We start from the raw sequence: 25,619 nt of genomic DNA on the forward strand, positions 1-25,619 counted from the left end.
CACGTCATCACCTGATCGCCGGCGCCTTATGTCAGGGTTTTCGGGTCGACTGCCTCTTCGCCCGGGGTGTGTCCGCGTCGGCCGCTGTCGGGACGGGCTGCCGGCTGACCTCGGGCAGGGCCTGTTCGGCCCAGATCACCTTGCCCTGCGGGGTGTACCGCGTGCCCCAGCGCTCAGCCATCTGCGACACCAGGAACAGGCCCCGGCCTCCCTCGTCCGTCGTCGCGGCGTACCGCAGATGCGGTGACGTGCTGCTGCCGTCGGCCACCTCGCAGATCAGCGTGCGGTCGCGGATCAGCCGCACGTGGATCGGCCCGGCGCTGTAGCGGATGGCGTTGGTGATGAGCTCGCTCAGGATCAGCTCCATGGTGAAGCCGAACTCTGACAGGCCCCATGCTTCGAGCCTCCGGGACACGGCGTCGCGCATACCCGAGACGGCGGCCGGGTCCGCTGGTACATCCCAGTCGGCGATGCGGTCGCGCGGCAGTACCCGAGTGCGGGCGACGAGCAGGGCGACGTCGTCCCCGGGACGATCGGGGAGCAGGCTGTCCAGCACGTCCTGGCAGGTCTCCTCGGGCGGCCGGCCGGAGTGGCCCGTCAGCGCGTCGCGCAGAATTTCCATTCCCACGTCCAGGTCGCGTCTGCGGTCCTCGATGAGTCCGTCGGTGTACAGGACGAGCTGGGTTCCCTCCTCGAGGCACAGCTCCGCGGTCTGGAACGGCATGCCGCCGAGGCCCAGGGGCGGACCGGCCGGCACGTCCGGGAAGGTGACGGTTCCGTCGGGCTGGACCAGCGCGGGCGCCAGATGCCCCGCACGCGCCATGACGTAGTGGCGCGTCACGGGGTCGTAGATCCCGTACAGGCAGGTGGCGCCCACAACGCCAGCTGCGCTCTCTGCCGTCTCGTTCTGGTCGATGCGCCCGACCAGGTCGTCCAGATGGCTCAGCAACTCGTCGGGTGGCAGATCGAGGGCGGAGAAGTTGTGCACCGCGGTCCGCAGCCGTCCCATCGTGGCGGCGGCGTGCAGGCCGTGGCCGACCACATCGCCGACGGCCAGTGCCACCCGGCTCCCCGGCAGGGGAATCACGTCGAACCAGTCTCCGCCCACGCCCGACTGGGCGGGGAGGTAGCGGTAGGCGATGTCGAGGGCGTTCTGCTCCGGCATGGCCTGCGGCAGCAGGCTGCGCTGGAGGGTGACTGCCAGAGTGTGCTCGCGGGTGTAGCGGCGGGCATTGTCGATGCTTATCGCGGCACGGGCCACCAGCTCCTCCGCCAGCGACAGATCCTCTTCGTCGAAGGGCTCATGCTGGTGCGCGCGCCAGAAATTGGCCATGCCCAGCACGACGCCACGGGCCTGGATGGGGGCGCTGATGAGGGAGTGGATGCCGTGGTCGATGATCGCCTTGGCGCGCTCGGGGTCCTGCACGCGCCAGCCCGTGGCGGTCGGTAGATCGCTCACCAACTGGGACCGGCCGCTGCCGTAGCCGCGCGCCTGGGGCGTGGCGGGAAGGTAGTCGAAAAGCCGGCCCTGTTCGGAGAGCGGATGGTCGTCCTGAATGCCGCACACGGCCGCGCGTCGCATGTCCGTCGCCGTGAGGGCCGGCTCCTCGCCGTGCAGGACTGCGTCGGCCAGGTCCACGGTGACGAAGTCCGCGAAGCGAGGAATCGGGACCCGCGCCAACTCGTCGGCGGTGCGCAGCACGTCCAGGGTGGTACCGATGCCGAGTCCGGCGTCGTACAGCAGCCTGAGCCGCTCCCGTGCCACCTCCGCCCTGCCGGTCACCGCCTGCAGCTCGGTGGAGTCGCGCAGTGTCACCACCATTCCCTCGGGGCCGCCCCCGAAGTCCGTGGGCCGCTGGTTGACCGCGAGCAGCCGCTCGCCCGCGAGGTGCACCTCGTCGGTGGCCTCGCGCCCGGAGACGAGCAGCGCCTTCATCTCGGGATCGAGGCCCGGCAGCTCCGAGACGAGCTGCCCCTCGACGTCGGGAGGCAGCTCCAGCAGGCGTCTGGCTTCGTCGTTCGCCAGCATCAGCTGCCCGTCGGCGGCCACGATCAGTACCCCTTCCCGAACGGAGTGGAGCACCGTGTCGTGGTGCTCGTACATCAGGGTCATCTCGTCCGGGGCCAGGCTGTGTGTCTGGCGTCGCAGCCGCTTGCCCACCAGCGCCGTCACACCGGTGGACAGCGCGAGGGCTGCGGCCCCGGCGCCCAGGATGATCGGTAGTTGCCGGGCCAACTGACTCTCGACGTTCTCGACCTTCATCCCGGCCGAGACCAGGGCCACCACCTGGCTGTCGGCGTTCTCGATCGGGACCGTGGCCTGCACCTCGCGACCGAGCGGGCCGTCGACGCTCTCCACGTAGACCTTCCCCGCCCGCGGCGGCCCGATCTCGCCCACGAACCGCTTTCCGATTCGGTCCGGCAGGGGGTGCGTGTACCGGATGCCCTCGGTGTCCATGACCACGATGAAGTCGACGCCGGCGGCCCGGCGTGCCGCCTCGGTGAGCGGCTGGAGAATCCTGCTCGGATCCCGGGTCTGCAATGCCGCCAGGACGCCCGGTGAGTGCGCGTAGGTCTGTGCCACGGCCGTGGAGCGTCGCCTGGCCTCGGCGCTGGAGTCCCGCTCCGACTGCAGGATGAGAGCGAAGACACCGCAGGTCACGAGCAGCACTACCAGAGCCACCTGGAAGAGCAGCACCTGCCCGGCCACGCTCTGCGTGCCCTTGCTGAGGAGGCGCCTGACTGATGGGTGTCGAAAACGGGCGAAAAGACTCGCCATGCGCCCTTTTTAGCATCGGTGATTCCAAGGGGCCAGGGCTCGGCCCGACCCGCCCCCGGCTGACCTCGGATGCCCGGGCGGCATGCGCTGTATGGCTTCGGTTCCTCTGGGCGCGGCCGTCCGGTGCGCGCGTTTCTTGCGTGCGGCGCATGATCCTTCCGTGCTCGATGTCCTATTAGATCGATATGATGCTTTTGTGATCATGTCTGCACGGCTGTGGCGCCGTCGCCCCGCCTACAGCGGCCGATGGGAAGCTGCCCGGCTGTCACCCCTCATCCTGACCGCCCTCATCGCAGGCCTGGCGTTCTCCACACCCAGGGAGATCGCCTTCAGTCGCCTTCTGCCCGTCGCGCCCGCCCTTGCCGCCGCGATGTGGCCCGTGCTCCCCACGATCCTGCTGGGGGCGTTCTGTCTGCTGCTCATGATCGTCCTGAGCTTCCTCCACACCGATCTGGGGACGCAGTACACGGCGGCCGCGATCGTCGCGGTCACCCTGGCGGCCGCATACGGGAGCCATGTCCGACTCCAGCGTGAGGAAACGCTCTTCCAGATCCGGCTCGTCGCCGACGCAGCCCAGAAGGTGCTGCTGCGCCCGCTGCCACGCCGCATCGAGGGCGTCGAGATCGAGTCGCTGTACCTGGCGGCCCAGGAGCAGGCCCGGATCGGCGGTGACTTCTACGAGGCAATCGGTACACCGCACGGGGTCCGGCTGCTCATCGGCGACGTACGGGGCAAGGGCCTGTCAGCAGTGGGGGCGGCCTCGGCGGTGATCAGTTGCTTCAGAGAGGCCGCTTACGACGAGCCCGACCTGCAGGGCATCGTTCACCGCCTCGAGACCGCCGTCAGGCGTCACAGCGCTGCGTTTCCGGCCCAGGATCAGCCCGAGCACTTTGCCACCGCTCTTCTCACCGAGATCCCGCACGACGGCGGCTACGTGCGACTTCTCAACTGCGGGCATCCCCCGCCGCTGATCGCGCATCACGGAGAGGTCCGGGTCCTGGTCCCGACCATCGCCTCCCCGCCTCTCAACCTCGCAGCGCTCATCGGTGACCGTTACTGGGTCGACGTCGTCGCCTTCGCCCCGGGGGACCAGCTGCTGCTCTACACGGACGGCGTATCGGAGGCCCGGGATCACGCGGGCGAGTTCTTCCCGCTGCCGGACTGGATGCGGCGGCAGGCCCTTGAGCAGCCCCGCGAGCTGCTCGACCGGCTGCACCGGGCTCTGCTGCAGCACAGCGGCGGAAGGCTCGACGACGACATCGCGGCCCTCGCGCTGAGGACTTCCAACCCGCAGGATCGGGGAACCGTCGGCATCGAGGGCTGAGCCTTCGGGTTCGCGTGCCGGAAAACCGCAGGCCCAAGTTTTGGCGGGAGCTGCCATGCCCATGATCCGGTTGACCGTGCCTGCCGGTGCTCTCACGGAGGAGGGCCGCGCCACCGTTCAGCGCGACCTCCCGGCTGTCCTGCTGCGCTGGGAGGGAGGGCCCGACACCGCCTTCTTCCGCGCTCAGGCGCGGAGCCACCTCGTAGAGCTGCCCGAAGGCGCCCAGGCGACTGCCGAGGACGACGCGCCTCGCTTCCTCGTGGAGGTGACGGTGCCGCAGGGAGCACTGTCCGAGCGGAGCAAGGGCGGCCTGGTCCAGGACGCGACGCAGACAGTTCTGTCGGCCGCCGGTCTCGCTCCGGACGACGCACTGCGCGTGTGGGTGCTCGTGTACGAGCAGCCGGACGGAACCTGGGGCGCGGGCGGCTGGGCGGCTCCGTCATCCGGTACGCCGACCTGGTCGCGCTGGCGCGGCAGGGAAAGGAGCAGGCCGATGCGTGAACTGACCTATGTCGCCCGCCGTACGGTCGAGTGGCGCGAGACGCCCGACCTCACGGTGCAGTCGGCCGGTGAGGCGATTGTCACGCCGGTCGCCGCGACCTCTTGCGACGTCGACTCCGCGATCCTGGCCGGACACGGCTTCATCGACCCGCCGTTCGCCCTCGGGCACGAGTGCGTTGCCCGCGTCGCCGACGTCGGCGACAACGTGACCACCGTCGCTCCCGGCGACCTCGTCGTCGTGCCCTGGTCCATCAGCTGCGGCACCTGCGACGACTGCCGCGCCGGACTGACCGCCCACTGCACCTCGGTCCCGCACATGGCGATGTACGGCGCACCGATCGGCGGCGCCTGGGGCGGGCTCTTCTCCGACCTGGTCCGCGTCCCGTACGCGGACGCCATGCTCGTCTCGCTGCCCACCGGCCTCGACCCGGTCGCGATGGCCTCGGCGAGCGACAATTGGTCGCTGTCCTGGCGCCTCGTCGCACCCCATCTCACGGCCCGCCCCGGCGCCAGGGTGCTGGTAGTGGCCCGCGGCAGCATCGGCCTGTACGTGTGTGACATCGCCCGCGGGCTGGGCGCTTCCGACGTCCTCTACGTCGACCCCGACCCCGAGCACCGCAAGCTCGCCGAGAGCTTCGGCGCCCGCACCGCCGAGGCGATCCCCCTGCGGGTAAGCGCGCACGTCACCGGAACCGACGACCGCAAGATCTTCGTGGAAGGCCCGATCGCCACAGAAGCAGTCCCGTCCACCATCCTCGTTCAGGCGGACGGCATCTTCGTCGCGCCCGACCCAGAGGCCGCCCGCGCCCTCTTCCCGGCCCTCGACATCTCGGAGTAGGCCCGTGTCCGGCCAGGACATGCCACCGCTCCGAGACTGAGGGACCGCAGCACCCACCGAGATCGACCACATTGCTGCTGGTCAGGAGCGTTTCCTGAGGCGAGGCCGGTGAGAACCGCTGCGGTGGCGACCTGTACCAGCGACAGGACGACAGCGAGGAAACGGTTCGCAAGCGGCTTGAGGTGTTCGACCGTGCTACCTCGCCGATCACCGAGTACTACCGACTGCGGGATCTCGTGGTCGGGATCTCCGCGCTGGGCTCGGTGGCGGAGGTCACGGAGCGCTCGATGTCGGCTCTGCGTGGGCGTGGTCTCCTCGGGACGAATCAGCAGGGCAGGCCATGGCGGAGGAGAGGGGCGGAGGGCAGGTCAGGACGGGATGATCTGCCATTGCTGCCGCGTCTGTGACGCGTATGGCTGCTGTTCGATGTTGGCTCCGTCGGCGGTGCTGCCCTCGTCGACGCCGAGGGAGAGCCCGCTGTAGCGGTTGATGAGGAGGTAGCTCCCGTCACCGGTGGGCGTGACGGCCCAGTGCTGCTGGGGGGCGCCGGCGTCTGCCCAGATGCCGACGTTGCCGCCGTCCGCGCGAGACAGACCCGCGACCTCCAGAAGCTTGCCGCTGCCCACACCCTTGATCTTGTAGTAGCCGTCGCCGGTGCTGGTGAAAGTCCACTTCTGGTTCGCCTGGTTGAGCCAGGGCCACTGATCGACATTGGTGCCGTTGGCGGTGCCCGCGCCCTCCACGTCGGCGACCTTGCCGCTGTGCCGGGCGACCAGCCGGTAGACGGTGCCGTCGCCGGGCAGTGTGGTGGACAACAGCGCCGGTTCGACCGAGCGGCCGCCGATCCTGACGCCGCTGATGTTGGTGTAGTCGCCGGTGGCCGCATTGACCTGGATCCGTACGAAGCCCACGTTCCGCCTGGGCCACTCCACCAGCTTGTACTTGCCGTCGCCGGCCCACGTGCCGGAGGCGACCCGGGTGAAGGTGACACCGTCGGTGCTGGTCAGGATGGTGTATGAAGTGATGTCGCCGTCGGTGGAGTTGGTGCGGTTCCACTGCTTGGGCAGGTACTCCAGGGTGGAGACGTTGCTCCACACGCCGCCCAGGTCGATGGTGATGGACTGCGGCAGCGGCAGGCTCCAGGTCGACCAGCAGGTCTCGTAGCGGACGTCGCTGAGTCCGTCGATGGCGTGGAGCGGTCCCTCGCCGGTGTGGAAGGCGGTCGCATACGCGTTGACCGGTGTGACCGGGTGCTCGGCGCGCAGTGGCTGGGTGGGCAGCGGCGGCCGGGAGGTGTCCGGGCTCCAGGCGGCACCCACGTCGGCGAGCCGGTTGACGATGTTGGTGTCCAGCAGGCCGTTGCGGTTGGGCGGGCAGTTGAGGATGAACGAGGTGTACTTCGGCTCCAGGTCGGCCAGATGCGACAGGATCGCGGACCTGCTCATGAGGCTCTCGGCCGGGGTGGAAGGGTGCCAGAACCAGCCGTTGCTGATGGTCTGTCCCTGCATGCCGGCGTAGGTGTTGCCCGCCGGTGCCGTGACGCCCAGCGGCTCCTCGAAGAAGATCGCGTCGCTGAGGAAGGGCTCCGTCAGTCCACCGATGTCGATCATGACGCAGTGCGGCTGCAGCTCCTTCACCAGCGAACGGACCCTCTGGTAGGAGACGGCCTGCTGCCCCATCTGCCATGCGTAGCCGTCAGTCATGAACATGTCAATACTGCCGTAGTGGGTGAGCAGTTCGCGAATCTGGCCGAGGATGAAGGTCATGTGGTCGGGCTTGATGGCATCGGTGATTTCGAGCCCGCTCACCTTGTGGCGGCTCTCCCATGCCTCGACACCGAAGGTGCGGTCCCAGATCGAGTAATAGAACCCGACCTTCAGTCCCTTCGCCCGGAAGGCGTCGCAGTACGCCCGCACCACGTCCCGCTTGTAGGAGCTGTTCGCGACGTTCTGGGTGCCGTAGGCGCTCGGCCACAGGGCGAAGCCGTCGTGGTGCTTGGTGGTCAGGATGCCGTAGCTCATCTTCGCGGCGACCGCCGCCTCGGCCCACTGTGCGCAGTTGACGCTCGGGGGAGCGAAAAGGGCAGGGTTCTGATGTGGTTCGGCCCACTCCTGGTCCGTGAACGTGCCCAGGCTGAAGTGGTTGAACATCCCGAACCGCATGTCGACCATCTTGCCCAGGTCGGTCTGCGTGTCAGCGGCGGCCGCCTGCGACAGAAGGCCGGAGAAGCCGGGGACGATCGGCAGCGCACTCGCGGCGGTCGCCGCACCTGCGCCGAGAAGCGCACGGCGGGTCATTCTGCGTGAGGACATGGCCCACTCCTGTGGATCGGTGGCATTGATTGCGGTGACAACGCCCCAGAGGGCAGTCGACGGCCCGGGGCCGGAACGTGCACGGACGGTCAAAGTGGCCGTGAAACGGTGCTCTTCGCCGGAGGAACATCGGATCTATTAAGGAGCTTCGATGCGGGGTCTGTCTAGGGGATCGACGGAAACCACTTGCTCACAGCCGATGGAGCACTCAATCCTCAGGATCACGCCACCGGTACTTGAGGCGCGACCAGGTCGATAGATCGGATGAATGGGTTGCCGTTAGCCGTCCATGCCGGGCCGTGGACGGCGGGCCGCGTGACTCCCGGCCGAAGCTCGAACTGATGTGATGTGCGTCACGCCACCCCATTGGTTACGTTGAGGTGACTGGTTACCGATGGTGAGTATGGGGGTCCTGAGGTCACCGAAGGGACGTTCGCGTTGAACGCGCGTCGTTGATCCACCCCGAGCCGCGCACGTCGCGCTCGAACCCACCCCGTAACGGCAGTCGTACCGCCTCCATGTCAGAGGCATAGGGAGTGTTGTCATGACCAGCAAGAACGTCGACATCGCGCGTGAGTACTTCCAGGCCGTTCAGAAGGGTGACCTGGTCAAGGTGGGCGAGCTGCTGGACGAGGAGATCGTCTGGCATCAGCCGGGCGCCAACCGGTTTTCCGGCGAGCGCAAGGGGCGCGACGCCGTCTTCGCGATGCTCGGCGGGATGATGGAGGCCAGTCAGGGCTCCTTCGCCATCGACACGATCCACGCTCTCATGGGCAACGGCGACATGGTGGCCGCCTCGATCCACTTCGCCGGCCGGCGCGAGGACGCGTCCATGGGCATGGACGGCGTGGATGTTCTGCGCCTCAAGGACGGCAAGATCGTCGAGATGTGGCTGTTCTCCGGCGACCAGGTGGCCGAGGACGCCTTCTGGGGGGAGTAGGCCGCCCGCATCCTTCCTGGTGACCAGTCAGGTCACTGGCGGGCGTCGTAGCTCTCGCGTGCCGCGAGCACCTCGGTGAAGTGTTCCTCGGCCCAGAGGGCCAGTGCCTGAAGCGGGGCATGCAGCGTACGCCCCAGCGCAGTCAACTCGTACTCGACCCGGGGCGGGACCTCGCCGTACACGTGCCGGGTGACGAGTCCGTCGCGTTCCAGGTCCCGGAGTGTCTCGGTGAGGACCTTGGCGCTGATGCCGTCGACGCCGGTGCGCAGGTCGCGGAAGCGCATGGGGCCTGCGCTGAGCGCGATGACCACCATGGCCGTCCACTTGTTGGCGATGCGGGCGAGCGAGGTGCGGGACGGGCAGGTCGCCGTCATGACATCGAAGGCCGGAAACTCTGGCACGTCACACGTCCTCATCGGTTGCGTTGAGGTGGCTATTACCGGCGGTAAATGCAAGGCCCGGCAGGCAGCATCTTTACCGAGGACGTCGTGTCGCACCAGCCCGGTCCCCCCCTTCTCCGGCGGCCACCGCGGCGGGGCGATCCGGAGCGGCTCGGGGCCGCCGGGCCCGGGTGGGTCTCGGGGGCCTCTGTGAGTCAGACGGGGGTGTTCTCGTCGGGGACGAAGGGGTCTCCGTGGCCGGGGACGACCAGGGCGGGCTTGAGGGCCAGGATCTTGCGGCGGGAGGCGCGCAGGCCCTCATGGTCGTCGGAGGTGGGGTCCTCGGCCGGGCCGTGGACGCTCCACCAGGCGTGAGTGAGGACGACGGTTCCTTCCGTCGTCTCCGCGACGGTGGAGATGTCCTGGGGGGTGTGGCCGGGTGTTTCGAGCAGGCGGATCGAGGGGGAGAGCTGGTACCCGTCGGCGGGCCGGTCGTACCAGAGGTTGTTGTGGTAGGCGGCCCAGACGTCGTGGGCGCGCGCGTGGGGGAAGAGGGCTGCGTTGAGAGTGTGGTCGGGGTGGTGGTGACTGAAGACCACGTCGGTGACCTCCTCGGGGCTGATTCCGGCGGTGGCGAGCGGGTCGAGGATGAGTTTGCGGTCCTCGACCATGCCGGGGTCGACGACGACGATCGTGTCGCCGTCGCACAGGAGGGAGACGGTCGAGGCGACGTGCCACGGCTTCTCTTTGCCGTCGCGGTGGGCGTTGCGTGTGTCGAGGCTGTCGTAGCCGGTGGTCAGCACAGTGAATGTGGCCGTCATGAGAGGTGATGCTCCTTCGTTGCTCGTGGGGAAATGGCCGGATGGAGGGCGTGGTGTGCCATCCGTGCCGGGGATTTGAGGGTGTGTGAAGCCGCGCCCCGGCGCGGGTCTGGTGAACGCCGGCCGGGCGGGGGTGGCCGGACTCAGTCGGCGGTGGTCTGGGTGCGGGCGGCGCGGGCGCGGTCGCCGCAGCGGACGGAGCACCAGGGGCGTCGTCCGGTGGCGCCCGGCGCCGACGGCAGCCCGGGATCGGCAGTGCCGGCGACGGCGGCAGTCTCACTCACGCATCTCACGGTACAGCTTGCCTTCATCCGTGACAAACGCCTAGGGTCACGGATGTAAGCCAATCTATCCGTGAGGTGATTTCGCCATGGCAGCAACCGGCGCGTCCAGCGAGCAGGTCCCCGTCCGCGCCTTCGGCGGTCCGACCGCGCTCATCGAGTACGGCGGGCTGCGGTTCCTGACCGACCCGACCTTCGACGCCCCCGGCACCTACCCCTCGGGGCTGGCCAAGACCGCGCCCGCCTCCGCAGCGCCTGCCGACCTGGGCCCCATCGATGTGGTGCTGCTGTCGCACGACGAGCACGACGACAACCTCGACACCACGGGCCGGACCCTGCTCGCCGACGCGCCCCTCACTCTGACCACGCCCGGTGGCGCGGGCAGGCTGGGCGGCACCGCACGCCCGCTGAAGGACTGGGAGTCCATCGAGCTGGACCGTCCCGATGGCGGCACGATCACCGTCACCGGCGTCCCGGCTCTGCACGGCCCCGGGGCGCGCGAGGACCTCGAACCGATCGTCGGTGAGGTCGTCGGTTTCGTCCTCAGCGGTGACGGCCTGCCCACCGTCTACATCAGCGGCGACAACGCCCAGCTCTCGCTGGTCCGCGAGATCGCCGACCGTTTCGGCCCGGTGGACACCGCTGTGCTGTTCGCCGGCGCGGTCCGCACCGATGTCCTGGACCGCGCGCTGCTCACCCTCGACAGCGCTCAAGCCGCCGAGGCAGCCCGCGTTCTGGGCGCCCGCCGGATCGTGCCGGTCCATTTCGACAGCTGGGCCCACTTCACCGAGGGCCGCGAGCAGCTCGTGGACGCCTTCACTGCCGCCGGATTGATCGACCGCGTGGAACTGGCCTGACCCCGCACGCCCGGCCGCTGCGGTGCGTCACGAGCCCACCGCAGCGGGACCCCAACCGCGGGCGCGGCTACGCGGTGCCCGGACCCGGGCAGGACAAGGAGAACGGTCTCTCACAGACCCTCAGCCGTCCTCGCCGAACCGTACGCACTGTCCGGCTTCGCCGTCATGGCCGCCGACGAGGAGGACGAGGCCCTGCGCCGGACGCGCAGCTACGCCCACAGCCCCCGGGTGCTCCTGAGCTCCACCCAACTCATCGCCGACGCCCACCATCTGCCCGCCGCGCAGGCCTCCGCGTCCGCTTGCCGACAGGGCCCCCCGGCCACGCCCCCGGGGAAGTTCGCGCGGACCGCCCGTCGCGCAACGTCGGCCAGGTGACCACGCCAGACGCCGCACACCTCGCCCACCACCGATGGGCTCGTAACGGAGACACCATGCACAACACCGCGACCACACCGCCTGGCGGGCCGACAGACGCCCCCTCGGCCCCTGCCCCTCCGCTGGCCGAGACGCAAAAGCGCATCCTGGTCATCCTGGTGGCGTCCCAGGTCCTCAGCGGCGTGGGGCTCGCGGCCGGTGTCACCGTCGCCGCCCTGCTGGCACAGGACATGCTCCACTCCACCACCCTGGCCGGGCTGCCCAGCGCCCTGCTCACCGCAGGCTCCGCCCTCGCCGCCGTCACCATCGGCCGCATCTCCCAGATCCGCGGGCGCCGCCCCGGCCTTGCCGCCGGCTACCTGGCGGGCGCCCTCGGCGGTGCCGGCGTCGTCGTCGCCGCCGCCCTCGACAGCCCCGCCCTGCTGTTCGTCTCCCTCTTCCTCTACGGCGCGGGTACCGCCGCCAATCTCCAGGCCCGCTACGCCGGAGCCGATCTCGCCGCCCCGCGTCATCGTGCCCGCGCCCTGTCCACCGTCCTGGTCGCCACCACTCTGGGCGGGGTCGTCGGCCCCAACCTCACCGCTCCCGCCGGGCACCTCGCCGCCGCCCTCGAACTTCCCCCGCTGAGCGGCCTGTTCCTCGTCTCCGGCACCGCGTTCGCCCTGGCCGCACTGACCCTGCTGATCTGGCTGCGTCCAGACCCCCTCCTGCTCGCGCGCACCCTCCCCGCCGAGCCGGACGTACCCAAGCGCACCAGCACAGGACCGGCACCCGACGTCCCGCAGCCCGCCCCACACCGCCGTCCCGGCCTGCCGCTGGGGGTCCTGGTGATGGTTCTCAGCCAGCTCGTCATGGTCGCGATCATGACGATGACCCCCGTGCACATGCACGACCACGGCCACAGCACCGCCGCCTCCGGCCTCGTCATAGCCCTGCACGTCGGCGCGATGTACCTGCCCTCACCCCTGACCGGAGCACTCACCGACCGCTACGGCCCCACCGCTACAGCTGCCGCCTCCGGCCTGACCCTGCTGGCCGCCGGCGTCCTCGCCGCCGCCGCACCCGCCGACTCCGTCCTCCTGCTCACCCTCGCTCTCATCCTGCTCGGCATCGGCTGGAACTTCGGCCTGGTCAGCGGCACCACCATGATCACCGACGCCGTCCCCCTGGCCACGCGAGCCAGGACCCAGGGCATGGTCGACGTCGCCATCGCCATCGCCGGGGCCACCGGCGGCATGACCTCCGGGATCGTCGTCGCCGCGGCCGGCTACCCCCTCCTCGCCCTTACCGGCGCCGCCTTCGCACTTGCACTCCTCCCCGCAGTCATCGTCACCGCCCAGAAGAGCTCACGCCGCACATCTTCCTCGAAACGCCGGTAGACCAGCACCGAACTCGGCGCTTGCCCGTCGCCGGGCTGACTGCTGCCGTCACTTCGTCCCCGGGCTGCTTCTCGCCTGCCGGGCGGCTCAGGTCGGCGTCACAGTGCGTCCTTCAGTGCTCGTGCCTGCCGGCGCCAGAACTCCCGCGAGACCTCGGCCTTGGGGAACACGAGGTCGAAGCCGTGGAAGGTGCCGGGGACGACGTCGAGGTCGCAAGGGACGCCGCTGTCACCGAGCCGTCGCGCGTACTCGACGTCCTCGTCGTGGAAGAGATCGAGGGTGCCGACGCCGATCCAGGCCGGAGGAAGACCGGTGAGATCCTCGCGGCGGGCCGCGGCCGCGTACGGCGAGACGTTGGGGCCGGCGACGGCGTCGCCGAGGTAGGACGACCAGCCGTACCGGTTGCTCTTGGGCGTCCAGACGCGCACCTTGAGGGTGCCCAGGTCGGTTCTCGTCGTCGTGCGGTCGTCCAGCATGGGGGAGAGGAGCAGTTGGAACGTCACACGCCGACGAGCCATGGTGGCTGACAGAGACGGTCGCATCTTGGGCTTCACGACTCTTGAGGGAGAGCCGTCCACAGGCGTTTTGGGCATGATGTTCGTCGATCCGCAGGCCATCGGCCAGGGGATCGGCCGCCTGCTGTTCGAACACACCATCGCCGTCGGGCGAGACCTGGGGTTCACCCAGGTCACGATCGACGCGGACCCGAATGCCGAGCCCTTTTACCGTGCGATGGGCGCAGTCCGCATAGGAGACGTCCCATCGGGCTCCATCGCCGGCAGAGTGCTGCCGCAGATGGTCGTCACCATCCAGCGCTGAAACAGCGCTGCTTGACAACATCATTGGGAAGCCTCCGTGTACCCAGAGCAGTGCCGGAGCCGCTGTCTTCAGGCCGGTCGGCTGGAAGACGCGAAGCGAGACAGGCGGTGCGTCTTTCGGCCCGGGCACGACGATCTCCTGGACCGTGACGTCCGGCCCTGGACCGGTCGCGCGCCACTTCACGCTGCGCACGATGCGCGACGACAGACGTCCGTAGGACACATGGGGGATGAAGCGACCTCGTTTGAGATCGGGGTGGAAGGTACTCATCGGGTCCCCGTTCTTTCCCCTCATCGAGGGTGTAGGGAATCGTCTGGCAACCCGCCGGGTGGTCGGCGTCGAGAGTGGGACGGTTGTCAGATCTTGGTCTTCTCCCGGACCCACGCGCCGATCTGTGCGATGGCGGCGTCGGTCTCCGGAATGCGGCCGGCACCGTAGACGTACGAGTGCTGGCCGCCGGGGACCACCACGGTCGCCGTGTCGATTCCGGCGTCCTCGACGCGGGCGGCGAACTCCGCGTCCTCACCGGCCAGGACCTCGTACGTTCCCCAGGAGACGAGGGTCGGGGGGAGGCCGCTCAGGTCGGCCCGGTTCAGGTTGATCCTGGTGTCCGTGAATCCGATGCCCGTGCCGCCGACCCAGGACTCCCGGAAGAAGGCCAGCAGATCCTTGCTGAGAATCTTGTCCGTCCCGGCGTTGGTCGTGATGGTGTCGTTGGCCATCTCGAGGTCGCACCAGGGGGAGATCGACACGATGGCGCCGGGCAGGGGCTGCTTCTTGTCGCGGAGGCGAAGCGCCAGGGCGACGGCGATGAACCCGCCGATCGAGTGGCCGATCGTGATGATGTTTCCCGGCTCGTACCCTTCGGACAACAACCAGTTGAAGGCCGCCTCCGCGTCGTCGACCTGGGACGGGTACTTGTGTTCCGGTGCCCGCCGGAAGTCGATGACCAGTACGGGGGCCCCGGCGGCCTTGGCGATGTGGCCGGCGAGCTTCCGGTCGGCGTGTGCCGACGCCAGCACGGAGCCCCCGGCGTGACTGTGCAGGAGGACGTAGTCGGCACTACGGACTCGGTTTGTCCGAGCGACGCCTGGGCGCCGCGCTGCGCGGCCGTGACCGCGGCACGTACACCGTCTCCACCAAGGTCGGGCGGCTGCTCGAACCCAGCCCTGGGGGCGGCCGCGGCGACGATCTCGTCCACGGCTTCGCCGTGCCCGACACCCACCGGCGAGTGTGGGACTTCAGCTTGGACGGCGTCCTGCGCTCCCTGGAAGCGAGCCTGCACCGCCTCGGTCTGGACCGTGTGGACATCGCCTTGCTGCACGACCCGGACCACCACACCGAACAGGCCCTCACCGAGGCGTACCCGGCGCTGGAACGGCTGCGTGGCGAAGGCGTCGTCAAGGCGATCGGCATCGGAGTGAACCAGTGCGCGCTCCCCGCCCGCTTCCTGCGCGACACCGACATCGACGTGGTGCTGCTCGCCGGCCGCTACACCCTGCTGGAGCAGGAGGGGCTCGCCCAGGTACTGCCGGAGGCCGCCGCCCGCGGGACGAGTGTCATCGTCGGCGGGGTGTTCAACTCGGGGCTGCTCACCGACCCGAAACCCGGTGCCATGTACGACTACGCGCCCGCCCCACTCCCTGTGCTCGACCGGGCGCTGCGCATGAAGGCCGTCACCGAACGCCACGGCGTACCGCTGCGCGCAGCCGCTCTGCGTCTCCCCTTCGCGCATCCGGCGGTCGCGAGCGTACTGTCCGGAGCTCGCTCCGCCGAGGAGGTCCGCGACACGGTGGACCAGCTGGGGCGAACGGTACCGGCCGCGCTCTGGGACGAACTGCGCGCCGAGGGGCTGCTGCCCCCGCACGTCCCCGTCCCCGGCCGCGAGGCCGACGGTGACGATGCGTTCAAGGTTGGCGGCAACGACGACCGTTGCCGCCGTCGTCTTCCTTGATTACTTCGCCTGGGGAGGTGGGAAAACCCGAATGGAGTTGGCTGCCGACCTTCGGCCCCCGTCGACGGCCGCGTCGTGCCGTCGGCTTCGGTAGCATCGGTGCCATGTCTGGTGCTTCGTGCGCGGCTTGTGCCGCGGTGACGAGGACGCTCCGCTAGCGGCGGGGCGTTCATCTCACTTCTGTTGAACGTGTCGTCGCTCCGTGGTGGGACCGGAGCGGCACGTTCGTGCTGCTCGGAACTTCTTCTGGGCAACGGAGTACTCGGTGTTCTCAGGCATTCTCTTTTCGCTCCGGGACGGATCGTCCCCGGTGCGTGCGTGGCTGGTGCTGTGCTGCATGGCCATGCTGCAGTTCTTCATCGCGGTCGACGTGACCGTGGTCAATGTCGCCCTGCCCTCGATCGGCGCCGACTTCGGCGTCGACGGTCACGCCCTGACCTGGGTCGTGGTCGGGTACACGATCACCGGCGGCGGGCTGCTGATGCTCGGCGGCAGGCTGGGCGACGTGCTCGGCAGGCGCCGCATCCTCCTGCTCGGCACCACGCTCTTCGGTGCCGCGTCCCTGCTGGCCGGACTCGCGCCGTCCTTCGCCGTGCTGGTGACGGCCCGCCTGCTGCAGGGTGCCGGGGAAGCGATCGCGCTTCCGGCGGCCATGGCCGTGATCGTGCTCATGTTTCCCGAGGGGCCGCGCAGGTCGCGGGCTTTGAGCGTGTGGGCGGCCGTCGCCAGCTGTGGCCTCGTCGTCGGGTTCGTGGTCTCCGGGATCATCACCGAACTGCTCGGCTGGCGGTGGATCTTCCTGGTGTCCGTGCCGTTCATCCTGGTCGTGCTCGCTGCGGTGATCTTCCTCGTGCCGAGCGAACGGCCTGCCGAGCCAGCACCGCTGGACCTTCCCGGTTCGCTCTTGCTGATCGCGGCTCCGCTGCTGTTCACCCTCGGCGTCGTCGAGGCAGGAGAGGCGGACGGCACGCTGCCCTGGCTGCCGCCGGTGGCGCTGGTCGGCGCGGTGGTAACCGGGGCCCTGTTCGTCGCGGTGGAGCGCCGTTCGCGGAAGCCGCTCGTGCCGCTGCGGTTCTTCCGCAATCGGCCGCGCGTCCTGGCCAACCTCGCCACCGCGCTGCTGAGTGCGGCACTGTCCACCTCGTTCCTGCTGTTCACCTACTACCTGCAGGACCGGTTGGGCGCCGGTCCGCTCCAGGCCGGTCTGACGATGCTGCCCCTGGCCGTATCCCTGATCGTGGCCTCGGTGCTGGTTCCCCGGCTGCTCGGACGGTGGGGCGCCCGGGCCTGTGTCCTGGCCGGCATCGGCTTCACCCTGCTGGCGATGGCAGCCATCGCTCTGGTCTCCTCCCTCGGGGCCACCGGCCTGGCGATGGTTCCGGCCATGATGCTCATCGCTGCCGGGATGGGGTTCGGGCTCGTCGGGCTGCAGTACGTCGCGGTGACCGGGGTGACCGAAGACGACGCCGGCATCGCCTCCGGCGTCCAGCGAGCCGCCGACCAGCTGGGAGGTTCCACCGGCATCACCATCTACGTCGGCATCGGGTTCGCTCCCGCCCTGGACGGTACCGACCCGTTCCTCGTCAGCAGCCTCCTGGCCGTCGCCGGGCTCGCCGCGGCAGGGCTGGTCGCCTGGCGGATCTGCCTGCCCGCCACGGTGACGGAGGAAACGCTCGGGTGATCGCCGGACGGTGCTGCGCCCATTGAGCCGCTTCCCGAGGTCTCGTGCGTCAGCGCTCCACCTGTCCCCGCACGCGGCGGGAGGGAGCGAAGCCGTACAGGTCGAGGATGCCCGGCGGGTCGGCTAGCCCGGGTCCACCCTGTTCGATCCAGGTGGTGATGTCTGCGGTGGCGTCGGGGTCGTTGACCAGGCCGAGCCACACGGGCCGGCCGCCTTCCGCGCGACCGGCGGGCGAGGGCTGCACGACGACGACGTTGGCGTGCTCGCAGGCGTCCAGGCAGTCGGTGACCCGGACGGTCGCGGTGCCGTCGAGCGCTTGGCGAAGGCCGCGCAGCTGGGCCGCGTGGTCGAAGCCGGGGATCTTCGATGTGCCGCAGCAGCACCCCCGGCATACGGTGACCGTGCACCGGGCCGCCCCGGCGGACGTGGGGGAGGGGGTGGCGGCACTGCGGCGGGAGCGCTTGCTCACGCGGTGTCCTTTCCGGGGCCGGTCCAGGCGGCCTCGCGCAGCAGGCGCAGGCCGTTCAGGCCGACGATGACGGTGGAGCCCTCGTGCCCGGCGACGCCGAGCGGCAGCGGCAGCGTACCGATCAGGTCCCAGGCGACCAGCACGGCGATGAACGCCCCGGCGATGGCCAGGTTCTGGAGCACCAGGCGGCGGGCCGTGCGGGACAGGCGTACGACGGTGGGGATGGTGGCGAGTTCGTCGCGCACCACGACGGCGTCGGCGGTCTCCAGGGCGAGGTCGGAGCCGGCCTTGCCCATGGCGATGCCGGTGTGTGCGGCGGCCAGGGCCGGGGCGTCGTTCACACCGTCGCCGACGACCAGAACCCTCCGGCCCTCCTGCTCCCAGGCGCGGACGGCGGCCACCTTGTCCTCCGGTAGCAGCCCGGCGCGGACGTCGGTGATGCCGACCTCGGCGGCCAGCTGCCGCGCGGCGCGTTCGTTGTCGCCGGTCAGCAGGGTCGGAGCGCGGCCGGTCAGGGCGGTGAGCGCGGCGATGGTGGCGGCGGCATCCGGGCGCAACCGGTCGGCGATACCCAGCGCCCCGGCCGGTTCCCCGTCGATCAGGACCACCACGGCGGTACGCCCGGCGTCCTCCAGCCCTTGGACGACGGCATGCGCCCGGCCGCCTCCGGCGGGCAGGAGCCGGTCCGGGGAGCCGACCTGGACGGTGCGGCTCTCGACGGTGGCCGTGACGCCCTGGCCCGGCACGGAGGTGAAGCCGTCGGCGTCCGCGAGGGTCAGCCGGCGTTCGCGGGCGGCGTCGACGACGGCGCGGGCCAGCGGGTGTTCGCTGGGGTGCTCGGCGGCCGCCGCGAAGGCCAGCAGCTCGTCCTCACTCAGGCCGCTGCCGGTCAGCGGGCGGATGTCGGTGACGCGGGGCGTGCCTTCGGTGAGGGTGCCGGTCTTGTCCAGGGCGACGGTGTCGATCTGGCCGAGGCGTTCCATGGCGACGGCGGACTTCGCGAGCACGCCGTGCCGGCCGGCGTTGGCGATGGCCGACAGCAGTGGCGGCATCGTGGACAGCACCACCGCGCACGGCGACGCCACGATCATGAAGGTCATCGCGCGCAGCAGGGCCGGCTGAAGGCCGTCGCCGAGGAGCAGTGGAACGGCGAAGACCGCCAGGGTGGCGGCGACCATGCCGACCGAGTACCGCTGCTCGATCTTCTCGATGAACAGCTGGGTCGGCGCCTTGGTCTCGGAGGCTTCCTCGACCATCTTCACGATCCGGGCGATCACCGAGTCCGACGGATCCCGCTCCACCCGCACCCGCAGGGCGCCGGTGCCGTTGACCGTGCCGGCGAACACCTCGTCGCCCGTCTCCTTGGTCACCGGCAGCGGTTCGCCGGTGATGGTGGCCTGGTCCACCTCGCTCGCGCCGGCCACCACCCGGCCATCCGCGCCGGTCCGTTCACCGGGCCTCACCAGGATCAGGTCCCCGACCGCCAACTGCTCGGCGGGCACGCTCTCCTCGCCGCCGTCGGGCAGCAGCCGGGTCGCGGTGGAGGGAGTCAGGTCGAGCAGGCCGCGCACCGAGTCCGCGGTCCGGGCGGTCGCCACCGCCTCCAAGGCACCGGAGGTGGCGAAGATGACGATCAGCAGCGCGCCGTCCAGGACTTGGCCGATGGCGGCGGCGCCGAGCGCGGCGACCACCATCAGCAGATCCACGTCCAGGGTCTTGTCCTTGAGGGCCTTCAGGCCCTCCCAGCCCGGCTCCCAACCGCCGGTGACGTAGACGGCGGCATACAGCGGGCCCCACAGCCACACCGGGGCGCCGAGCAGATGGAGCGGCAGCGCGGCCAGGAACAGCACCAGGGCAGCCAGCGCCCAGCGGGCTTCGGGCAGCGCCAGGAGCCGGGTGCGCCGCCGTGGAGGGGACCCGGCGGATCGGTGCCCCGGCGCAGCGGGAGCGGTCAGCGTGGAAGTCATCAGACGGGTGCCTTCGATGGGGACGGGGGTTCCGACCCCTCCACCGTACAGGAACATCTGAACAGCTATTCATGCGTTCATTCCCGTACGATGGCCGTATGGGCCATGGACAGAAACCCCTCGCGAGCGACTACGCCACCCCGCGCACCCGGCTGACGCCGGAGAACGCGCCGAAGGTCGCCGAGACTCTCCAGGCCCTGGCGACGCCCTCCCGGCTGCTGATCCTGGCCCGGCTGCGCGAAGGCCCCTGCGCGGCCACGGAGCTCGCCGACGCCGTCGGCATGGAACAGTCCGCCTGTTCGCACCAGTTGCGGGTGCTGCGCAACCTCGGACTGGTCACCGGCACCCGCCGGGGCCGCTCCGTCGTCTACGCCCTGCACGACAATCACGTCGCCGGACTGCTCGACCAGGCCCTGTATCACATCGAGCACCTGCACCTGGGCCTCCCCGACGAGCCCGGTCAAGAGCCCGTACCGGTCGCGACCCCCTGACGCCCCACTGTGCGGGCAGCCTTGGTGGATGCGTGTCTTCTGAGACTCGGTGGCGGGGAACGCCTCGGCGGCATGTACGACAAGCGGCGAAGCACTGCTCCCTTGTCCGCAGGGCACTGCTCCCGTCCCCGGAGGCTCAGTCCCGCGGTGGCGGGGCCGTGCTCTCCCGGACCACGAGATGGGTGGCGATCTCGAGGCCGATCTGAGGGATCTTCTCGCCGCGGCCGAGGGTCAGGGCCAACTCCGTCGCGGCCGCGGCCATTTCGGTCAGCGGCTGGTGCACGGTCGTCAGTGGCGGGTCCACCCAGGCCGTGACCGGTACGTCGTCGTAGCCGACCACGCTCAGGTCCTCCGGGATGCGCAGGCCGGCCTCGCGTGCCGCCTGGTAGACGCCGAGCGCCTGCAAGTCGTTCGCGGTGAAGATCGCGGTCGGCCGGTCGGGGCGGGCCAGCAGCTCGCCCGCCGCGGCGTACCCGTCCTCGCGGGTGAGCTGCATGCGGACGATCAGCTCCGGGTCCACCGCAAGCCCGGCCGTGTCCAGCGCCGAGCGGTAACCGGCCATCCGCGCCAGGCAGAACGCGTGATCGGGGCCGCTGATCATGGCGATGCGCCGGTGGCCGAGGCCGATCAGGTGGCGTGCCGCGGACTGTCCACCCCTGAAGTGCGTGGCGGCGACGTACGGAACACCGTCGGGGACGTCGTCGATCGGGTCGAAGACGACGTACGGGATGCTGTTCGCCGCGAGGCGGTCGCGCTCCGCCTCGGAGAGCCAGGACACCGACAGGACGCACTGCGGGCGACGCCCCGCGGTCTCGTCCATCCCGGCCTTCGAGTCGTGCAGGCCGAGCTTGGAGACCATCACGCCGATCCGGTTCCTGCGGGCCACCTCTTCCACGCCGCGCAGGATCTCCACGCCCCACATGCTCTCCAGCTCGCGGAAGACCAGCTCCACGATCTTCTGGCGGCGGCTTCCGGAGGGCTTGCGGTACCCGTACTTGTTGATCAGTTTCTCGACCCGGGCCCGGGTTTCGTCGGACACCCCCGAGCGGCCGTTGAGCACCTTGGACACGGTGGGGACCGATACGCCGGCCGACTCCGCGATGTACGCGATGGTCACCGACGGGAGCCCGCCGCCCGACGCGGGCTCCTTGCTGTCCTTCGGCGCATCCTCGCTCTTGTCCGCCACGGCTGCCTTTCCTCGTTCCTGAATCCGGACTTCCGCCCGCCCCCGTGTGCGCCCGCCCGTAGGGCGCCATTCTGGCACCGGAGCCGGAGCGGGCTCACCCGGTCCCGGGCCGCGCCCGTGCGGGAACGGCGGTGAGGCGCTCACCCCTCCTCGCGACGGTGACGCTCCGCCCGTTCCGGGCCGCGGTGAGCGGTGTCCCCGCCGCCGCGGACGGCCCACGCCCGCCCGGCGGATGTCATCGCTTCTCTGCAGGGGCCTCCGGTTCGGCGGCGAGGACGCGGACGTCCCACGCGCGGAGGTTCACGGCGGTGCCGGCCGGGAGCGCGCCGCCGTCGAGGGCGTCGGCCATCTGCACGGGTGCCGTGACGGTCGCAGGTTCCCAGCTCCAGTTGTGGACCACGTGGACGCGGCGGCCGTCGGGGGAGGTGCCGGTCGAGACCGTGACCGAGCCGGGCAGGTCCCGCCAGCCGCTGCGCGGGGTGGGTGCGAGCCATGCGGCGAGCGCGCGGGCGAGATCGCGGCCGGGCACGGTGCCGACGCAGGTGACGCGGCCCGCGCCGTGGCGGCGGGTGGTGACGGCGGGCCAGCGCCCGAAGTGCGGGTGGTCGTATTCGGCCAGGACGTCGGCGTCCTCGACGGCCAGGCCTTCCACCCAGCGGGTGGCCACCGCGTCGGTGCCCAGCCCGAGCGGGCTGCCGGGCGGGGTGCGCAGCGGCAGGTCGGCGTGCAGGTTGCTGAACTCGTCGTAACGCACGCCCGCGGCCTTCACAAGCCGCGCGGGCGTCACCTCGTGGCGTGCCCGCGCCTCGTGGTCGCCGTAGCCGGTACGCGGCCCGAGCACGAGATGGCCACCCGCTTCGGCGTACGCGGCGAGCCAGTCGAGCATCCCGTCGTCCGCCACGTACAGTCCCGGCGCGATGAGGACGGGGTGCCGTTCGGCGGCCGACTCCGGTGCGAACCCCGGGCGTTCGCCGCGCGGATCGTGCAACTGGCGGGCGTGCAGGATCCGCACCTGCCGCCCCGCCTCGAACGCGCCCCGGTAGAACGGCTCGAAGATGCCCTCGTAGGCGTACGAGTCCGGGCCGCCGTCGGGGCCGGCGAGCGGCGGGTGCTCGCGCATCAGCCACTTGCTCGGCGCCGAGTAGACCATCGCGATGTCCGCGTCCGGTACGATCCCGGCGACCAGGTTCCCGGCCCGTTCGAACTCGGCTCCCAGTCGGGCGAGTTCGCGGTAGGCGCGCCCCGGTCGTCCGCTGTGCGGGAGAATTCCGCCCCAGTAGGTCTCGGTGCCGAAGTGCAGCGTGTGCCAGTGCCAGTGCTCGATCATGCGGGCCCCGCGCGCGACCAGCGCCCACGCGGCCTGCCGCCACTGCCCGTCGAAGGCGGGACGGTTGTCCGAACTACCGCCGATGGCCTGGGCGTTGGTCTCGGTGATCAGGAACGGTTCCTGGCGCGAGGAGTAGATCCGGTCGGCGCTGTGGTGCAGTGCCCACACCCCGTACGCCATCCACTGCTGCGGCAGTTTCTCGCCCGGCGGCTCGGGCAGGGTGAGGCTGTCCTGCATGTCGTAGTACGGGTTGCCCGCGGTGACGTCCAGGGCGTCGGTCATCGCGTCGTCCTCGAGCCCGGGGGAGCCGTAGGCGAGGCAGGTGGTGACGAACTGCCCGGCCCTCGCGTACTCGCGTACGACGCCGGCCTGCCAGGCGATGAACTCGGTGGTCCGGCGCGCCTGGAACGCCTGCCAGGCGAGGTCGTACTGCGGCTGGGCGTTGCCCTCGGGCGTCCACAGGTCGGCCCAGGTGGACAGCCGGTGCGACCAGTACACCAGGCCCCACTCGCGGTTGAGGGTCTCCACATCGCCGTACCGCTGCCGCAGGTCGTCCACGAACCGCTGGAAGACACCGTGGTTGTGCGGCAGTCGCGGGCCCGGTTCGTTGTCGACCTGGAAGCCGATGACGGCGGGGTGGGCGGCGTAGCGGGCGGCGATGGCGCGGATGACCCGCTCCGCGTGGAAGCGGAAGGCCGGGTGCGTGAAGTCGACCTCCTGCCGGGCACCCCACGCGGCGCGGTGCCCGGTGGCGTCCTCGGCGGCGATCTCGGGGTACTGCCGGGCCAGCCACGGCGGCACCGCATAGGTGGGAGTTCCGAGGACGACGGAGATGCCGCGCTCGTGAGCGCCGTCCAGGACGGGTTGCAGCCAGTCGAGCTCGAAGCGGCCGTTCTCGGGCTCCCAGGTGGACCAGACCGACTCGCCGACGCGGATGACGGTGAACTTGGCCTCGGCCATGAGATCGAGGTCGGTCTTCAGGCGCTCGTACGGCTGGTACTCGTGGTAGTAGGCGGCGCCGAACAGGACGCGCGGGGGCAGTGTGGTCATGGAGGTCCTCATGAAACGGCAGTCCTCATGAAGGGGCCCCGGCTGCCGGGAGCGGGACGTCGGACCGGGCAGCCGGGACGATGGGGGTGGGCTCAGACGGCCGAACCGGTCACTGTGGAACCGGACTTGACCACCTGGTAGGTGATCTTGGTGCCGCTGTAGAAGTGGAACGTCAGCGTCACCGGTGCGTTGTCGCGCAGCGAGGTGAGGAACTTCTCGGTGAGGGTGATGGTGTCGCCCGCGTAGTCGGGGGTGAAGGAGATGTTGAACTCCTGGAACGCCGTCCAGTCGGTGGGCCCGGCGTTGGTGCCGTCGGCGTACTTGGCCTCCATGGTGGCGAGGTGGTCCCCGTGGAACCGGGTGGGAACGGCGAGCGCGGAGGTGGTGCCCGACGCGCCGGTCTGCTGCGGGGCGTCGTACGTCGCCACGTGGAGCTTCCAGGGCAGGCCCCGCGAGAACCTGGCCTGGAGCGTGGCGTTGTCACCGTACGAGCGGTCTCCGGCCAGGCGGGTCAGCGTGGCGGCCTTCAGGGTGAGCCTGTCACCCGAGACCGTGTAGTCCGAGTCCGCGACCAGCTTCCGGTCACCGTGCCAAAGGCCCCGGAACGACAGGCCGTTGCGGTTCAGCGTGAGCGACTGGTCCGTGATCCGACCGGACTTGGGGACGAAGAGGCGGTCGAAGGACGTCGAGCCCGAGCGGGTGGTCCAGCTCGCCCTGATCAGGTCGAAGAGCTCCTGGTCCCGCCACTGGAAGGTCTGGCGGTTCAGATAGGCGAAGGGATCCCACAGGGCGGTGGTCACTCCGGCCTGGCGTGCCGCATGGCCGAAGTGCTCGAAGTACTTGAGGGCCTCGCCCCGCTCGACGCGGGAGGGGTGGTGGTGGTCCGGCCAGCTGAGCAGCCCGTACTCACCGAGGTAGACCGGGATGCCGCGCGCTACGAAGGTGTCGCGCATGCGCTGGAAGGCACCGTCGAGGTCCTTCCGGGCCGCCTCGTCGTAGTGGGTGCCGCCCGCGATGTTCACGCTGAACGGGAACCAGCTGTAGTAGTGCACGGTGGCGACCAGGTTGGGGTCGTTCAGGGACTTGATCGTGTTGTACAGCGTGTCCATGAGCGCCTGGTCAGGCGTGCAGTAGATCGTGGGCAGCACGAGCAGGCGGTTGCCGTTCTTTCCGCCCGAGCCGCGGACGATCTTGTGGAACGACGCGTTCAGCTCGTTCAGGAGCGTGGCCTTCTGCTGGGCCGTGGCGTTCTCGAACTCGGGCTCGTTGATGCTCTCGAAGAGCAGGGTGCGCGGCTTGTCCTTGAACGTCGACGAGATCTGCGTCCACAGGGAGTTGAAGCGGGCCATCACGTTGTCGTGGTCGGTGGGCATCTGGTCGACCCACTGCCACGAGTCGTGGTGCACGTTGAGCACCACGTAGAGCCCCTCGGCCAGCGCGAAGTCGGTGATCTCCTCCACCCGGTCCATGAACGCGGCGTCGACGGCGTACGGGGCGGTGGCGGACTGGTGGTCGGTCCAGGTGACGGGGATACGGACGCTGCGGAAGCCCTCCGAGCGGATCTTCGCCAGGTGCGCTCTGGTGGTGAGCGGGTTGCCCCAGGAGGTCTCGTCCGGGATGGCGTCCAGGGTGTTGCCGAGGTTCCAGCTGGGCTGCATCTCGGCGACGGCGTGCTTGGCGTTCGCGGGCACGCGCGGCACCTGCGGCGCGGCTTCGGCGGCCGGAGCGGTGAGCCCGGCGCCGAGCAGCAGGCCGGCGGTGGCGAACAGGGCGAGCAGCATGTTCGCCATGCGTCTCGGGAGTCGCCTCGCGGCTTGGTACGAGTGGGTCATGTCCCTCGGTCCCTTTCGGTTTCGGGATGGCTGTGGGGGTGCCCCGCCTGCGGGAC

Annotated in this window: 20 protein-coding genes and 4 pseudogenes; 12 read left to right on the forward strand and 12 right to left on the reverse strand. The window is 70.1% G+C overall.

Going from position 1 to position 25,619, the window contains the following annotated elements:
• Window positions 1-31: 31 nt before the first annotated feature.
• A complete protein-coding gene (locus tag IO24_RS0107905) occupies window positions 32-2,779 on the reverse strand; it encodes a SpoIIE family protein phosphatase (protein ID WP_199808811.1) in 2,748 nt (915 codons plus the stop codon).
• Window positions 2,780-2,981: 202 nt separating this feature from the next.
• Between IO24_RS0107905 and IO24_RS0107910 the strand changes: the two genes are divergently transcribed.
• The 4 genes and pseudogenes from IO24_RS0107910 to IO24_RS46245 all read left to right on the forward strand — a co-directional run.
• On the forward strand, window positions 2,982-4,103 hold the full coding sequence (locus IO24_RS0107910; RefSeq protein ID WP_031133318.1) for a PP2C family protein-serine/threonine phosphatase: 1,122 nt from the start codon (window positions 2,982-2,984) through the stop codon (window positions 4,101-4,103).
• Between the two features lie 55 nt (window positions 4,104-4,158).
• Window positions 4,159-4,604 (forward strand): annotated as a pseudogene (locus tag IO24_RS42750) (tautomerase family protein).
• A pseudogene (locus IO24_RS0107915) lies at window positions 4,597-5,265 on the forward strand (alcohol dehydrogenase catalytic domain-containing protein); the annotation flags it as partial. The pseudogenes IO24_RS42750 and IO24_RS0107915, both read left to right, overlap by 8 nt.
• Before the next feature lie 296 nt (window positions 5,266-5,561).
• Window positions 5,562-5,744, forward strand: a pseudogene (locus IO24_RS46245) (adenylate kinase family protein); the annotation flags it as partial.
• Between the two features lie 66 nt (window positions 5,745-5,810).
• On the opposite strand, the gene IO24_RS0107920 reads toward IO24_RS46245, so the two are convergent.
• Complete coding sequence (locus IO24_RS0107920; protein ID WP_031133322.1) at window positions 5,811-7,754, reverse strand: RICIN domain-containing protein; 1,944 nt, start codon at window positions 7,752-7,754, stop codon at window positions 5,811-5,813.
• A 544-nt stretch (window positions 7,755-8,298) separates the two neighbouring features.
• Here IO24_RS0107920 and IO24_RS0107925 point away from each other — a divergent pair.
• Window positions 8,299-8,694, forward strand: a complete 396-nt coding sequence (locus tag IO24_RS0107925; RefSeq protein WP_031133323.1) for a nuclear transport factor 2 family protein — start codon at window positions 8,299-8,301, stop codon at window positions 8,692-8,694.
• Window positions 8,695-8,726: 32 nt separating this feature from the next.
• Here the strand turns inward: IO24_RS0107925 and IO24_RS0107930 are convergent, their stop codons facing one another.
• From IO24_RS0107930 to IO24_RS45125, 3 genes are all read right to left on the reverse strand, one after another.
• Entirely contained in the window at window positions 8,727-9,110 is a 384-nt protein-coding gene (locus IO24_RS0107930; protein WP_031133325.1) for a winged helix-turn-helix transcriptional regulator, read from the reverse strand.
• Between the two features lie 179 nt (window positions 9,111-9,289).
• The gene (locus IO24_RS0107935) at window positions 9,290-9,895 is read right to left on the reverse strand and encodes an MBL fold metallo-hydrolase (RefSeq protein WP_031133327.1); all 606 of its coding nucleotides are present in this window, start codon (window positions 9,893-9,895) and stop codon (window positions 9,290-9,292) included.
• Between the two features lie 143 nt (window positions 9,896-10,038).
• Window positions 10,039-10,179: a CGNR zinc finger domain-containing protein gene (locus IO24_RS45125; protein WP_157851241.1), complete on the reverse strand. Its 141-nt coding sequence runs from the start codon at window positions 10,177-10,179 to the stop codon at window positions 10,039-10,041.
• Between the two features lie 86 nt (window positions 10,180-10,265).
• On the opposite strand from IO24_RS45125, the gene IO24_RS0107945 reads away from it, so the two are divergent.
• The 3 genes from IO24_RS0107945 to IO24_RS0107955 all read left to right on the forward strand — a co-directional run bounded on the left by IO24_RS0107945 (window position 10,266) and on the right by IO24_RS0107955 (window position 12,787).
• The gene (locus IO24_RS0107945) at window positions 10,266-11,033 is read left to right on the forward strand and encodes an MBL fold metallo-hydrolase (RefSeq protein ID WP_031133329.1); all 768 of its coding nucleotides are present in this window, start codon (window positions 10,266-10,268) and stop codon (window positions 11,031-11,033) included.
• A 165-nt stretch (window positions 11,034-11,198) separates the two neighbouring features.
• Window positions 11,199-11,408: a hypothetical protein gene (locus IO24_RS0107950; RefSeq protein WP_031133331.1), complete on the forward strand. Its 210-nt coding sequence runs from the start codon at window positions 11,199-11,201 to the stop codon at window positions 11,406-11,408.
• Window positions 11,409-11,464: 56 nt separating this feature from the next.
• A complete protein-coding gene (locus IO24_RS0107955) occupies window positions 11,465-12,787 on the forward strand; it encodes an MFS transporter (protein WP_031133333.1) in 1,323 nt (440 codons plus the stop codon).
• A 98-nt stretch (window positions 12,788-12,885) separates the two neighbouring features.
• On the opposite strand, the gene IO24_RS0107960 is transcribed toward IO24_RS0107955, so the two are convergent.
• A complete protein-coding gene (locus tag IO24_RS0107960) occupies window positions 12,886-13,404 on the reverse strand; it encodes an alpha/beta hydrolase fold domain-containing protein (RefSeq protein WP_107062915.1) in 519 nt (172 codons plus the stop codon).
• Between IO24_RS0107960 and IO24_RS0107965 the strand changes: the two are divergent.
• Window positions 13,286-13,606: pseudogene (locus tag IO24_RS0107965) on the forward strand (GNAT family N-acetyltransferase); the annotation flags it as partial. The gene IO24_RS0107960 and the pseudogene IO24_RS0107965 overlap by 119 nt on opposite strands.
• A 356-nt stretch (window positions 13,607-13,962) precedes the next feature.
• Here the strand turns inward: IO24_RS0107965 and IO24_RS0107970 are convergent.
• Window positions 13,963-14,628 carry an alpha/beta fold hydrolase gene (locus tag IO24_RS0107970; protein WP_157851242.1) on the reverse strand — a complete coding sequence of 222 codons (666 nt, stop codon included), beginning with the start codon at window positions 14,626-14,628 and terminating at the stop codon, window positions 13,963-13,965.
• Here IO24_RS0107970 and IO24_RS0107975 point away from each other — a divergent pair.
• Complete coding sequence (locus tag IO24_RS0107975) at window positions 14,613-15,560, forward strand: aldo/keto reductase (protein ID WP_078898970.1); 948 nt, start codon at window positions 14,613-14,615, stop codon at window positions 15,558-15,560. The two genes, IO24_RS0107970 and IO24_RS0107975, sit on opposite strands and share 16 nt — an antisense overlap.
• Before the next feature lie 337 nt (window positions 15,561-15,897).
• Window positions 15,898-17,241, forward strand: coding sequence for an MFS transporter (locus IO24_RS0107980; protein ID WP_031133343.1), 1,344 nt, complete (start codon window positions 15,898-15,900; stop codon window positions 17,239-17,241).
• Window positions 17,242-17,290: 49 nt separating this feature from the next.
• Here IO24_RS0107980 and IO24_RS0107985 read toward each other — a convergent pair whose 3' ends face one another.
• Window positions 17,291-17,710 (reverse strand): hypothetical protein, encoded by a 420-nt coding sequence (locus IO24_RS0107985; protein WP_031133344.1) that lies wholly within the window; start codon window positions 17,708-17,710, stop codon window positions 17,291-17,293.
• On the reverse strand, window positions 17,707-19,677 hold the full coding sequence (locus IO24_RS0107990; protein WP_031133346.1) for a heavy metal translocating P-type ATPase: 1,971 nt from the start codon (window positions 19,675-19,677) through the stop codon (window positions 17,707-17,709). Before IO24_RS0107990 ends, IO24_RS0107985 begins: the two co-directional genes overlap by 4 nt.
• A 98-nt stretch (window positions 19,678-19,775) precedes the next feature.
• On the opposite strand from IO24_RS0107990, the gene IO24_RS0107995 reads away from it, so the two are divergent.
• Window positions 19,776-20,168: an ArsR/SmtB family transcription factor gene (locus IO24_RS0107995; protein WP_031133348.1), complete on the forward strand. Its 393-nt coding sequence runs from the start codon at window positions 19,776-19,778 to the stop codon at window positions 20,166-20,168.
• Between the two features lie 136 nt (window positions 20,169-20,304).
• Here IO24_RS0107995 and IO24_RS0108000 read toward each other — a convergent pair whose 3' ends face one another.
• The 3 genes from IO24_RS0108000 to IO24_RS0108010 all read right to left on the reverse strand — a co-directional run bounded on the left by IO24_RS0108000 (window position 20,305) and on the right by IO24_RS0108010 (window position 25,521).
• Window positions 20,305-21,285, reverse strand: coding sequence for a LacI family DNA-binding transcriptional regulator (locus IO24_RS0108000; RefSeq protein ID WP_078899016.1), 981 nt, complete (start codon window positions 21,283-21,285; stop codon window positions 20,305-20,307).
• A 304-nt stretch (window positions 21,286-21,589) separates the two neighbouring features.
• Window positions 21,590-23,731: a beta-galactosidase gene (locus IO24_RS0108005; protein WP_031133352.1), complete on the reverse strand. Its 2,142-nt coding sequence runs from the start codon at window positions 23,729-23,731 to the stop codon at window positions 21,590-21,592.
• A 92-nt stretch (window positions 23,732-23,823) separates the two neighbouring features.
• Complete coding sequence (locus tag IO24_RS0108010; RefSeq protein WP_078898968.1) at window positions 23,824-25,521, reverse strand: cellulase family glycosylhydrolase; 1,698 nt, start codon at window positions 25,519-25,521, stop codon at window positions 23,824-23,826.
• Window positions 25,522-25,619: the final 98 nt, after the last annotated feature.

The organism is Streptomyces flavovariabilis, from assembly GCF_000725785.1.
Taxonomy (GTDB): Bacteria; Actinomycetota; Actinomycetes; order Streptomycetales; family Streptomycetaceae; genus Streptomyces; species Streptomyces hawaiiensis.

Bases quoted from the DNA above. Each gene is read 5' to 3' on its own strand.
- IO24_RS0107905 (WP_199808811.1), bottom strand. From the start codon at position 2,779: ATGGCGAGTCTTTTCGCCCGTTTTCGACACCCATCAGTCAGGCGCCTC.
- IO24_RS0107910 (WP_031133318.1), top strand. From the start codon at position 2,982: ATGTCTGCACGGCTGTGGCGCCGTCGCCCCGCCTACAGCGGCCGATGG.
- IO24_RS0107920 (WP_031133322.1), bottom strand. From the start codon at position 7,754: ATGTCCTCACGCAGAATGACCCGCCGTGCGCTTCTCGGCGCAGGTGCG.
- IO24_RS0107925 (WP_031133323.1), top strand. From the start codon at position 8,299: ATGACCAGCAAGAACGTCGACATCGCGCGTGAGTACTTCCAGGCCGTT.
- IO24_RS0107930 (WP_031133325.1), bottom strand. From the start codon at position 9,110: ATGAGGACGTGTGACGTGCCAGAGTTTCCGGCCTTCGATGTCATGACG.
- IO24_RS0107935 (WP_031133327.1), bottom strand. From the start codon at position 9,895: ATGACGGCCACATTCACTGTGCTGACCACCGGCTACGACAGCCTCGAC.
- IO24_RS0107945 (WP_031133329.1), top strand. From the start codon at position 10,266: ATGGCAGCAACCGGCGCGTCCAGCGAGCAGGTCCCCGTCCGCGCCTTC.
- IO24_RS0107950 (WP_031133331.1), top strand. From the start codon at position 11,199: ATGGCCGCCGACGAGGAGGACGAGGCCCTGCGCCGGACGCGCAGCTAC.
- IO24_RS0107955 (WP_031133333.1), top strand. From the start codon at position 11,465: ATGCACAACACCGCGACCACACCGCCTGGCGGGCCGACAGACGCCCCC.
- IO24_RS0107960 (WP_107062915.1), bottom strand. From the start codon at position 13,404: ATGGCCTGCGGATCGACGAACATCATGCCCAAAACGCCTGTGGACGGC.
- IO24_RS0107980 (WP_031133343.1), top strand. From the start codon at position 15,898: ATGGCCATGCTGCAGTTCTTCATCGCGGTCGACGTGACCGTGGTCAAT.
- IO24_RS0107990 (WP_031133346.1), bottom strand. From the start codon at position 19,677: ATGACTTCCACGCTGACCGCTCCCGCTGCGCCGGGGCACCGATCCGCC.
- IO24_RS0107995 (WP_031133348.1), top strand. From the start codon at position 19,776: ATGGGCCATGGACAGAAACCCCTCGCGAGCGACTACGCCACCCCGCGC.
- IO24_RS0108005 (WP_031133352.1), bottom strand. From the start codon at position 23,731: ATGACCACACTGCCCCCGCGCGTCCTGTTCGGCGCCGCCTACTACCAC.
- IO24_RS0108010 (WP_078898968.1), bottom strand. From the start codon at position 25,521: ATGGCGAACATGCTGCTCGCCCTGTTCGCCACCGCCGGCCTGCTGCTC.